This window comes from Pseudomonas sp. P5_B3 (genome assembly GCF_056400405.1).
This window is the reverse complement of the sequence record NZ_JBFULI010000044.1, coordinates 40,393-51,691: the sequence shown is the minus strand read 5'-3', so window position 1 is coordinate 51,691 and position 11,299 is coordinate 40,393. Positions and strand designations below refer to the sequence as shown.

The 11,299-nt window shown below is 54.5% G+C and carries 11 protein-coding genes; 2 read left to right on the top strand and 9 right to left on the bottom strand.

Translation table 11 applies throughout. From position 1 onward, the window contains the following. Positions 1–187: 187 nt before the first annotated feature. The 4 genes from AC1DRN_RS22570 to thrC all read right to left on the bottom strand — a co-directional run bounded on the left by AC1DRN_RS22570 (position 188) and on the right by thrC (position 4,640). A complete protein-coding gene (locus tag AC1DRN_RS22570) occupies positions 188–1,606 on the bottom strand; it encodes an aldehyde dehydrogenase family protein (protein WP_115948021.1) in 1,419 nt (472 codons plus the stop codon). Positions 1,607–1,608: 2 nt separating this feature from the next. Beyond that, positions 1,609–2,658, bottom strand: a complete 1,050-nt coding sequence (locus AC1DRN_RS22565; protein WP_223458021.1) for a homoserine dehydrogenase — start codon at positions 2,656–2,658, stop codon at positions 1,609–1,611. 129 nt (positions 2,659–2,787) lie between these two features. After that, positions 2,788–3,225 (bottom strand): Lrp/AsnC family transcriptional regulator, encoded by a 438-nt coding sequence (locus AC1DRN_RS22560; protein ID WP_115948023.1) that lies wholly within the window; start codon positions 3,223–3,225, stop codon positions 2,788–2,790. 14 nt (positions 3,226–3,239) lie between these two features. Continuing rightward, positions 3,240–4,640: a threonine synthase gene (gene thrC, locus AC1DRN_RS22555; protein WP_223458023.1), complete on the bottom strand. Its 1,401-nt coding sequence runs from the start codon at positions 4,638–4,640 to the stop codon at positions 3,240–3,242. Between the two features lie 237 nt (positions 4,641–4,877). Between thrC and AC1DRN_RS22550 the strand changes: the two genes are divergently transcribed. Next, complete coding sequence (locus AC1DRN_RS22550) at positions 4,878–5,360, top strand: DinB family protein (protein WP_115948024.1); 483 nt, start codon at positions 4,878–4,880, stop codon at positions 5,358–5,360. 67 nt (positions 5,361–5,427) lie between these two features. Here the strand turns inward: AC1DRN_RS22550 and AC1DRN_RS22545 are convergent, their stop codons facing one another. Continuing rightward, a complete protein-coding gene (locus AC1DRN_RS22545) occupies positions 5,428–6,321 on the bottom strand; it encodes a dihydrodipicolinate synthase family protein (RefSeq protein WP_115948025.1) in 894 nt (297 codons plus the stop codon). A gap of 6 nt (positions 6,322–6,327) precedes the next feature. Beyond that, positions 6,328–7,047, bottom strand: coding sequence for a B3/B4 domain-containing protein (locus AC1DRN_RS22540; RefSeq protein ID WP_115948026.1), 720 nt, complete (start codon positions 7,045–7,047; stop codon positions 6,328–6,330). Positions 7,048–7,260: 213 nt separating this feature from the next. Here AC1DRN_RS22540 and AC1DRN_RS22535 point away from each other — a divergent pair, with 213 nt between their 5' ends. Beyond that, a complete protein-coding gene (locus tag AC1DRN_RS22535; RefSeq protein ID WP_457265905.1) occupies positions 7,261–7,812 on the top strand; it encodes a helix-turn-helix domain-containing protein in 552 nt (183 codons plus the stop codon). Between the two features lie 285 nt (positions 7,813–8,097). Here AC1DRN_RS22535 and AC1DRN_RS22530 read toward each other — a convergent pair whose 3' ends face one another. From AC1DRN_RS22530 to AC1DRN_RS22520, 3 genes are all read right to left on the bottom strand, one after another. Beyond that, on the bottom strand, positions 8,098–8,475 hold the full coding sequence (locus tag AC1DRN_RS22530; RefSeq protein ID WP_411740695.1) for a fe2+ zn2+ uptake regulation protein: 378 nt from the start codon (positions 8,473–8,475) through the stop codon (positions 8,098–8,100). 70 nt (positions 8,476–8,545) lie between these two features. Continuing rightward, complete coding sequence (locus tag AC1DRN_RS22525; protein ID WP_457265906.1) at positions 8,546–10,786, bottom strand: TonB-dependent receptor; 2,241 nt, start codon at positions 10,784–10,786, stop codon at positions 8,546–8,548. Positions 10,787–10,896: 110 nt separating this feature from the next. Beyond that, positions 10,897–11,298 (bottom strand): ParB N-terminal domain-containing protein, encoded by a 402-nt coding sequence (locus AC1DRN_RS22520; protein ID WP_457265907.1) that lies wholly within the window; start codon positions 11,296–11,298, stop codon positions 10,897–10,899. Position 11,299: the final 1 nt, after the last annotated feature.

The window sequence follows — 11,299 nt, the reverse complement described above, 5'->3', positions numbered from 1 at the left end:
GGGCAAGAGATAGGAGTTAGCCATTACCAATGGAGTACGGACGGCACCGCTGGTGACATCCGCGACATTCCCGCCATGAACTGCCAGCGTCGCTGCAGATAATGTTGATAGGTTGTGCTTATCGGGACGCATGTCGATTCCTCTGATTTTATTGTTGTGTCATTCGTCGTGAACTCGAACGATTTGTTTAGCTTCCACTCACACCGTTAATGCAAATAACCTTGGGTTGCGTCATATCTTCGTAGGCGAAACGCACACCTTCACGCCCCATGCTCCCGTACTTGAAACCACCGAAAGGCATTGCGTCGAATCGATAGTCCGAGGAGTCGTTGATCATGACGCCGCCAGCCTCAAGCCGCTTGGCTGCCTTCAGCGCAACATTCAAATTACTGGTGAAGATCCCCGCATGCAGGCTGTAGTCTGGTTCGTTGGCGAGCGTCAGGGCCTCATCCAGGGAACCTACGCTCTGGAGTATCACGACAGGGCTGAACACTTCCTCGCACCACAGCTTGCAGTGGCGGTCGACGCTTTCCAGAACGGTGGGCGAATAAAGCGAACCGTTGCGTGTATTGCCAAACAACAAGGTTGCGCCTTTAGCGATGGCGTCATTCACCACCTCCTCGGTACGCTTGGCTGACGCCTGAGTAATCATCGGGCCGACATCCGTCTGCTCATCCGCTGGATTACCCACGATCAACTGGCTGGTTTTCTCAATGAAGCGTGTTTTGAATGCTTCGTAGAGTGGCGCCTCGATTAAAATCCGCTGGGTGCCAATGCAATTCTGTCCGGCAGCCCAAAAAGCACCCGACACACACGAATCGACTGTTTCATTCAGATCGCAATCRGCCATTACGATAACCGGGGCATTTCCGCCGAGGTCCATCGCCAGTTTCTTGAGCCCGGCTGTACGCGAGATTTGCTCACCCGTGACGAAGCCGCCCGTGAACGAAACCATGCGTACCGCCCGGTGCGCGACCAAGGCCTTGCCCAGAGCAGCACCTCCTGTGGCGACTGTCACAACAACTGGAGGCAGGCCTGCGTCGATAAGACAATCCACCAGTTTGATCGCTGATAGAGGTGTGAGCTCAGACGGCTTGAGAACAATTGCATTCCCCCCCGCAATGGCAGGTCCCAATTTATGTGCGACCAGATTTAGGGGGTCGTTGTAAGGTGTGATCGCGACAATTACACCCAGGGGCTCGCGAGTGAACCATCCCTGGCGAGATTCGGATCCGACATAAGCATCGAAAGGAATCACTTCACCGGCATTACGCTTGGCCTCCTCGGCCGACAACTTCAACGTATTGACGCAGCGCAACACCTCTTTTCTCGCTTGCTTCAGCGTTTTACCCGACTCCGCCACAATCAGTTTGGCAAAGGCGTCCTTATCACCCTCAACCGAGAACGCCGCCTTTTCCAATATGCGTGCCCGTTCATGTCGCGGCAGGTCCTTGGCAATCAAGGCACCCAAACTAGCCGTGTCGACTATCGTGGTGGCCGATGAAGCAGGCATGTCTGCCACCTCACCCACCTTGCTACCGTCAAACGGGCTAAGCACCGTAATGGCCTTATAATCAGCAGCGAGTGAGAGACTCAAGCTATTCATGATTACTTACCTGACTGGGTTTTAATCTTGTGGATGCTCACGATATCGGCGAGCAAGGCAAAGGCGGTTTCAAAGCGACCGGCACCCGCACCCACGACAGTGACAGGGCCGAGAATGGCGGTATTAAAGGTGATTGCGTTGGTTGCTCCACTCACACCGCAAAGCGCGTCATTGGATGGCAGTAACTGAGGACTAACCGAGGCAGAGATCGAGCCATCACTCAGCTTCTCTGCACTGCCGATAAGCTTCCACCGGGCATTGGCTTTCGTTGCCTCAGCAATATCTTTGGCGGTAATTTCAGAGATGCCCTTGCACAGAACATCGCTAGGCTTGAGCTTTGCACCCAGCAGTTCATTCGCCAGAATGACGACCTTAAGACGGACATCGTGCCCTTCCACATCCGCTGTTGGATCGGCTTCGGCATAACCCAACTCCTGGGCCTTTGCGACAGCGTTGGAGAAGTCCAGACCCGTCTCCATGCTGGAGAGGACAAAGTTGGATGTACCGTTGAGAATCCCTTTGAAGCCGCTGATTTCCGAACCCGCAAGCGACTCCTTGGCCAAACGGATAACGGGCGTTCCGCTCATCACAGAACCTTCAAACTCGAACCGGGCACCGGTGCTTTCAGCCAGCGCTTTCAAACTTTCAGCATGCAGCGCCACCGGCCCTTTGTTGGTGGTCACAACGCTAACGCCCTTCTCCAGAGCCCAGCGGCAGAAGGTAGTGGCTGGCTCACCGTCCACAGGGTTGGTGAACGTTGCTTCAGCGATGATATCGGCACCCGAGAAGCGGATGACCGTTTCGTTAGCGGGTTCAGCACTGCCGCCTGGCAAGGTTCTGAAGCCCCCTTTTGCGGCAGGCACTGCAGCCAACTCACGAGCATCCAGACCGTCTTTATTGATAATTGAGCCAAGGTAAAGGTCGCTGACGCCGACAATCTTCAGCTTGAAACCCAACTCATCTGCCCAGCGCGAGTTCTTATCGGCAATAAGCTGAGTTAGGGCGCGATTGACACCGCCGAAGCCAAGTAGAGCAATTTTATACTCAGTCACGACAAAATTCTCATTGTTATGTTTTGGTGCTGAAATAGTAATCCGTTAACTTGCTTTAACGAATATGGCAAACAGAACATTGTTGCGAGCAAAATGCTCGTACAACAGCGCACTCTGCTTTCGCCCGTGCTACTTGGTGCTGGATAAAACAAAAGACGTTACAGTATTTAGAACCCCTGGCAACGCTGAAATTTCACTCCAGACCCTATGAATACGATCTGAGTTCATAGCCTCAACAGTCAATACAATATCAAGATCACCACTCATCACATTGCATGAAATGACTTCAGGCATAGCTGCAACAGAACGGACAACCTCAGCATCACGCATCCTGTCTTTACGATAAACGAAGATTAACGCGTTGATGGGCCCGGCATCCGTGGAGGGCATCCCTTTAATGATCGTATACCCCCTGACGTATCCATCGCGCTCCAATCGTTCAATCCGGAGTCTGACGGCATTCCTGGACAAGTTTACTTTCATTGCAATGTCATTGTGAGCAAGCCGCGCATTACGGGTAAGTTCTTCCAATATTTTCTCATCAACCTTATCTAAAACACGTTTCATCTCTGACTCCAAACTTATAACGAGCGATACTCCGTGTCTGTGGACAACGTCCCGATGAGCTGCATCAGTGCGCCAATATCATTAGGGATTGAAATACACTTATCTGCAGGCCGAGGAGCGCCTATGCCTTTTATGGTACCGAACGCGTCCAATTCATCGATCGCTGCAGCAGGCTTTGATGGGTGTGTTGTCGCTAAGCAGATCATGGGAATAAGCAAGCTGCGCCTGCAGACACGAGCGGCTCGCAAGCCAATCGCGGTATTGGCACTGACCCGATAACCACTCTGCACAAATACCTCATGAACACTGCTGAACGCATCCGAGTCTTCCACGGCCAGCGAGTCGAAAAGTTTTCGCGCCTCCAACCATTCATCTTGCTCTAACTGAATAGCTCCCTCGCCTTCTAACAGCTCCATATTCCGGGCTACTTTATCTCCGCACCGATTAAGAATGCTCCATTGCAAGCGTTCAAAATTCGAAGCCAGTGAAACGTTCATACTAGGCGTATTGGTAAGGCGAATCTGATTGCGACTGTAGAGATTAGACTGGAGAAAATTATGTAGGCCAGCATTGGCATTGGTGGCGACGATCAATTGCCGGATAGGCAACCCCATCTCCCTGGCAATATAACCTGCATACAGCGCACCAAAATTCCCGGTTGGCACACTGAAGGCAACTTCTCTCTTAGGCGCCCCGAGCTGAAGGGCGGAATAAAAATAGAAGGATAGATGTGCAAGCACCCGGACCCAATTCACTGAATTGAACGATATGAGATGCTGCTGCGTTTTGTTGTTACACCCAAAGAACTGTTCGCATAGCCGATGGCAATCAGAATAATCCCCATCCACTGCAACGTTTACAATATTCTCTTCATCAGTACTCAATAAGCGACGTCGATGCTCTTCCGTTATTCCTCTGGAAGGATGCAATACAATTACGGTGACGCCCTGGATCCCTGAAAACGCTGTAATCGCAGCAGCGCCCGTGTCTCCGCCCGTGCAACCCACAACAAACGCTTTCTTTCCCGACTTCAGTAAAGAGTACTCAACCAGGCGAGACATCAATTGGAGGCCAAAGTCTTGATAGACGCCTGCTGGTCCATGAAACAACTCTAATATCCACTCATTACTTGCCGTCTGATAAAGCGGCGCAACCGCTTTGCTTTTGAAGCAGTCAAACGTCTCCTCGAGAATCTGAGACAGCTGATCTTGCGGGACCCACCCCCCCAGAAAAGGCTCGATCACATGGCGGGCCAGCTCATGAAAGGGCAGCCATTCCAACCTGGAGAGTTCATCACTTTGGAAGCGGGGAACCTTGCACGGCACGAACAAACCTCCATCCGGCGCGTACGAGCTCATCAGTACCTCGCTGAATTCGAATGTTTTACCAGGCGTCCGTGTGCTGACGTACTTCATGATCTTAGACACCCTCTCGCCATCTACGAGCTGCCACCCGCAAGGCGATGCTCTGCTGAAATTCAGTGCGGCGACTTTCACCGCCTGCTACCAGCTTCAGACCATTGACTATAAAAGTCAATATAGTGACTATTTAATCTGTCCAACGGCATCCGGCGCCGCTGCAGGAAGGCGCCCTGTCGCTTACCGTTTCCAACGGGCCAGGGACACTAACGCTTAGAAAATCGGGAGAACACCATGTGTACCAGGGACTTGCTGCACTCGCTTTATCAGTACAAGGCATGGTCTGAGGAGGCGCTATTCAAGTGCCTGAAAGCACCTGCGGCAACGTCCTTTCCAGTAGAAATGGAGAAGGCCTGCTATTGGCTCAGCCACATCAATATTGTTGATCAACTGTTCATCGCCCGACTGCAAGGAAAACCCGACGAGTTTGATGACGTCGTCACCGAACAACGGCAAGACATCAGTCAGTTGAAGGAGGATTTTTCGAGAGCAAATCAATGGTTTGTTAACTACACGAAATCAGTCACGGCAATGGAGCTGTCTGATCCAGTGGCATTTAATTTCAAGGACGGAAAACCAGGCAACATGACCAAGGAGCAAATCCTTGCCCATGTACTTTCCCATGGTCTACAGCATCGAGGGGGTATCGGCACGATCCTGCCACGGGAAATCCTGCAGGATCACAAGGACCATTTCACAACGTTTTTGAAACTCTAGGCACCCGTTTTCCTGCCTCATCAAGGAGGATGGGGGAGGCTTTCTCTTTCGATGTCCCAGCCGATATTCAGCTCAGTTCAAGCTCATCGATCACCGCGGCAATTCGCTTACGCCCTTCCCCAGTTATCGTTCTGAGCGGCAGTGGCAAGCTCGGAGAGTGGGTAAAACCACGAAGCTCCGCTGCTGTAGCTACCACGCGCAAGCTTCCTCCGAATTGCCTGAACAATGTCCAGAACGGCTTTAATGACTCAGAAAGGCGTGTAGCCTCGCAGGCATCACCTGACAATGCCGCTCGCGTGATTGCAAGTGCAGTGTTGGGGAACAGCCCTCCCATGACGGAGTACCAAGCGTCGCAGCCAGCATTCATGCCGACAGCAGCAAACGCATCACCACTTACTCCGATCGTAACGTGGTTCGGAATCAGCTTTCGAAGACCATCCACGCGTGCCTTGGCCAGGTAGGGGGCTTCGGGAACGCCCGGGATTTTGATTGAGCTCACATTGGGTAGCTCGGCAATGCGCCCATGCAGTTCGTCAGTAAATTCGAAATGGGTGGTGCCAGGATTGTCATAGACACATAGCGGGACTGAGATATTGGCCGTAACCGTTTCATACAGCGAAAATACATCGTCCTGAGACAATTTCTGATAGGAAACGGGTGGCAGCAACAAGGCTTTGACCCCCACCCTCTGTGCATCCTCAGCTAGCAACAACACGTCGCGGGTGCGTAGCGATCCAATACTGACCATGACAGGCACATCCCCCGCCGCCTCTACCGCCAACTGCGCAACTCGAGAGCGCTCAGCCCGAGAAAGATACGCATAGCTTCCTGTAGACCCGAGAGCACCAATGGAATCTACTTTCGCCGTCACCAGTTGCTGCACAAGGCGAGTGAACGCATTTTCGTCCACTCCCTGCTCATTCATGGGCGTCAAAGGAAATGCGCTAAGACCGGTAAACATCGTTCATCACTCCATGCATTCGCCGATCGACTCATTGGCTCCAGGACCAATCAGCGAACTCTCTATCTTGACGCCTGGCATCATCCTCTGCAGGCCTTCAATCAGCTTGTCGCCAGCTTCAGTCAGGGCTTCAAGCGGCATTGCCGGCAAACTTTCCAGAATGAACCACATGTGTTTTGCCTCAGCACTCAGCCGGGTTCTGACACCTTGCCGCCAATTCCAGCGACGGCATGTCACGCCTGTATCGTCGCGCCATACCACCTCACCAGCGTCTGGATACTCGTAAGCAGGAGCACCTTCTTTCATGGTGTCAAAAGGCTCGGTGCCGTCAGCGGCAACGAGCTGCGGAGAGCCAACATAGGCTTCTATGTTTTCCCCGCCGACCGGGATCGCATACTCAATACTGATGGCATTGTAGAGGTCGACGATGGGATCCAGGCTCGGCAAGCTGCCGTCACGTAAAACCCGCTTACGCAACGCTTCGGCTGAGCTAGGAGTCCGTTGCGGCTTAGCCCCAAACTTTCGAAAGGTATCTGCCCATGCTGCCAGATGGGCTTCTCCCCAGACTGGGTCGCCCGACAATACCGCCTTGCAAGCACGGTCCAAAGCCGCCTGAGCAACATCAGGGTGGGTCAGAGGCGCAGCTTCCACCACAATGCTCAGAGCCCTGAAGCCCGGAGCCAGCTCTGCAATGGTTTGGTCGATTAACGGCAGTACAGACAGCATCAAAAACCTCCAGTGATCCACATGTCACTTTATGCTAGTCATTGCCGACCAAAAAAGTCAATATATCGACCATGCTGACCTGCTGTAACCACCGAGTTGATTGACGAGACTATCGTCAACAGCCGAGAATCCCTGCACATTTTTTCCTCATGATCATTACCAATGACCATAAATACCGGTATATCGACCGCCCCTGGCGCTGACGCTCAGACCGTGAGCCTGGCCGTCGCACGCACGCTTAAACAAGCACGAAAGGCGCAGAAAATTACTCTGGACGAGCTTTCCCGTCGCTCTGGGGTGAGCAAGGGAATGGTCGTTGAAATAGAGAAATGTACGGCGAATCCCAGCATTGGCATCCTTTGCAAAATCGCTGCTGCGCTAGGCCTGTCAGTTGCAGACATCGTCAATGTGACCGAAGCGCCTTCTGCCCATATTATCGACAGTCAAGACATCCCCACTCTCTGGACTGGAGACCTCGGAGGGACAGCGCGGCTTCTTGCGGGCACCACAGGCCCCAACATGATCGAACTATGGCGCTGGGAAATGTTTCCAGGAGAATCCTTCACATCACAGGGACACCCTCAGGGCACGCTTGAACTGTTTCATGTGGAGAAAGGGACGCTGAAGTGTGTGGTAGGGGAAACAGAATTGGTCATCCCTGCTGGAAGCTCAGCAGTGGCGAAAACCGATGTTCTTCACTCTTATTCCAACGCTGGCAGATCCAAGCTGGTTTTCACTATGTCCGTTACGGAGATGCATCAGTAGCCAACCAATGGAACAAGCCGCCCAGCTAAATTTAAATGAGCGTTCCACCCAAAACCACCAAGTACCATACTGAATTTCAGTCAGAATCCCCGTTCGCAATCACTCGTGTAGCGGGTACGAGCGGGGGCAAGATTGGGGGCAACGTCAAAATTTTTGGCCCTGTAACCACCGCCCTAGAGCCCAGTCAAAATGTTTTTCGGGGATCCTGAGAGTCTTTAAAGAGGACGGTATATCACTTTCATGGGTTCGAGGGCCGCGACGAAAACAGCCAATCGAAAACACCTTTCAGCCATCCAGATGCTGCTTGAGCATCGCCCAGGCTTCGTCGGTGATACGGTAGCTCTTGTCGGCCTGAAGCAGGATCACGTCCTCGTCGCACAGGCGTTTAAGCACTTCGCGCACACTGACAAATGTCATCCCGGCAGACAGCGACGCCAGATAGGCATGTACCCCACGGACACCGACGGCACGCCCATCCAAAGTGGCGGCGACCAGCGCATTGAGGACCTTGAAGCGGATCAGACTCGCGCGCAGTCCATAGAAACGAAGCAATTCACGGATGTGTGCATTCAGGCTGCGATCGCATACGAACGCCAGCTGATTGGTCGCTGTCCGAAACGGTGAAGGTGCGCTTTCAGCCGCTGAGCCTGAGTTGTTCAACACGCGAATACTCCCTTTGCGAAATGTTCAGATGGGGTTGCTACGTCTGCCGTAGCAACCCTTCCCGTCTTCGTCAGAAGTCGACGGTGGCCGACAGCTGCAAGGTCCGCGGATAACCCGGGGAGAATGCGCCGTACGAAGCAACGCCCGACCAGTACTCACGATCAAACACGTTCTGCACGGTGGCGCGGAATGTCGTTGGCCGGCCTTCGATCCTGGTGGCATAACGCGCGCCGGCATCGAAACGGGTCCAGGCGTCCAGCTCCTGCGTATTGGCCTGATTGACGAATTGGCTGTCGGTGTAAATGGCACCACCGGTCAGAGTGAAGCCTTCAAGCCATGGTGTATCCCATTCGGCCCAGAAGTTGGCTTGCACGTCCGGCACACCCACCGGTTTGTTGCCGCGGTTGGCTGCTGTCGCCGAATCGGTCAACTCGCCGTCAAGCACAGTCACGCCCCCCATCAAGCGCGTGCCCGGCGCGACTTCGCCGAACATGCTCAACTCGATGCCGCGGTTGCGTTGTTCAGCCTGCACCGAGAACACGTTGCCGGCACCGATTTCACCACTTGGCTTCTCGATCTGGAACAACGCCAGCGTGGTCATGAACGTACCGAACTCATATTTGACGCCGAGTTCATGCTGCTTCGATGTGTACGGGGCGAAACTCTCACCGGCGTTGGCCGCCGTGCCTGGTGCGATGTCTCCTTTGCTCAAGCCTTCAACATAATTGTAATAGAGCGAGACATCTTCCCAAGGCTTGACCACCACGCCGACCAGTGGAGTCGTGGCACTGTCGTTGTATTTCGAGCTGACCGAACCTGCGGCGTTGTAGTTGCGTGATTCGATATACTGGCGACGTACACCGAGGGTCAACTGAAAGCGGTCATCGAGCATGGACAACGTGTCGGTCGCCGCGACGCCGGACAGATCCGATTCGGAAATGCGCAGCACCTTCGGCGAGTTGATGAATTGCTTGGGCACATCGATCGGGTGGTAAATGTTCGAACGGATTTCGGTGCCGTTGTTGATCCCTCGGGACAGTTCATCCTGGTACTGGGTCGCCATCAGCGTGGTCGTGTGAGTGATCGGCCCTGTAGCGAACACGCCGCGGATGCCGACATCGGCCGTCGAACGATCGACGTTGAATTTGTAGTAACCCGGAATGTTGCTGGTATCGCCTGCCTCATTGAGGATTCTCGGCACCTGGTCAGACAACCGCTTGACGTCCGATTTGCCGCCACCGGCATGGGCAAACACGGTAACCGCGTCAGTCAGGTCATATTCGCCCCCCAGCAAGGCCGACTGCTCTTTGGTGTCCGACCAGCCCCAGTCTTGCGGCAGGTTGGTACGACCATTGGGCGCGGACGGGACATCAATACCAGGCGCGACGGTGAATGGCCTCGACGGTGCATCGAAGCTCTCTTTCTGACTGATGTAATCAAGGTTCAAGCGCAAGCGCTCGCCGCGATAATCTAGGGCGATGGCACCGATGCCCAGGTCGCGGTGCTGATCATCAATGGCCGTGTCGCCGCCCTGCAGGTTGCCGTTGAAGCGCACGCCAAACTGGTTTTCCGAACCGAAGCGACGACTGAGATCCAGATGACCGCCAACCTGGGAATCCGAGGCGTAAGTGCCGGTGAAACGGGTCAGGTCTTCATCCAGCGGGCGCTTGGGAACGATGTTGATCACGCCACCGACGCCACTGTTGGGCGAGATGCCGTACATCAGCGCGCCCGGTCCCTTGAGCACTTCAACGCGCTCGGCGTACTCGGTGAATACGCGGTAGTTCGGCGCTACGCCATACACGCCATCGAACGCCAGTTCGCCCAGATTGCCTTCACCGACCGGAAAGCCACGGATGAAAAACGAGTCGACGATGCCGCCCGTCTGACCGGTKGAACGCACCGATGGATCACGTTCCAGTGCATCGGCCACGGTTACCGTTTGCAGGTCGGCCAAGGTCTTGGCGGTGTAACTGGTCACGCTGAACGGGGTGTCCATCACGTCCTTGTTGCCCAGCATGCCCAGGCGAGCTCCGCGCGCAACCTGGCCACCGGCGAACGCTTGCGGCAATGAGGTCGCGCCGTTGTAACGGGCGTTGATGTTGGTGGTGCCGAGGGTCAGCGTATCCGTGCCGTCATCGGTCGGCGTCGCAGCCGAAATGTTCGAGGTCTTGTCGGCGGCAACGGCTTGTTGCTCAGGGCTGGCGGCCCAGGCGTTGGCGCTTCCTGCGACCAAAACAAAATTCAGCATGGCGGTACGAATGGCGAGTGTTAACACGCGCTCACCGCAAGGACGACTGACAACAGGCATGACGTGAGGATCCTATTCATCAAGGGAAAATGGTAATCACTCCCATTGCCAGTCGATCTGCGAAAAAGTATCACCCTCGGTAAAGTTTTTTTGCTTCTGTGCGGCCAAGGTCAGGCATACAGGTGCTCCAGCGGTATCGCGACCACTGGCAACGCTGGGTCAAACGCGTGCCGGGTGGTCTTGTACGGAAAGATCTCGCCGCGGGCGATGGTGGTGAAAATCCGCGCTACTTCGAACGCCTGCCCGGTCTGCCAATGCCGCACACACACCCGCGGATCGGTGTAATCGAGCTGGATGCACGGCACTCGCTTCAAGCCCAACTGCAACGCCGCGTTGAAGCGATGATTGCCGTCCATCACGATGCCTCGCGAGCGCTCGACGATGATCGGTTCCAGCCAATGCCCGGCCCGGATAATCGACTCGCGCAGCATCGTCACGTTGGCCGGGTCGACCTGCTCCGATTGCAGMACTTCGCAAAGCGGCCGCAGCGCAATCTGATAACCGTGTTCCATG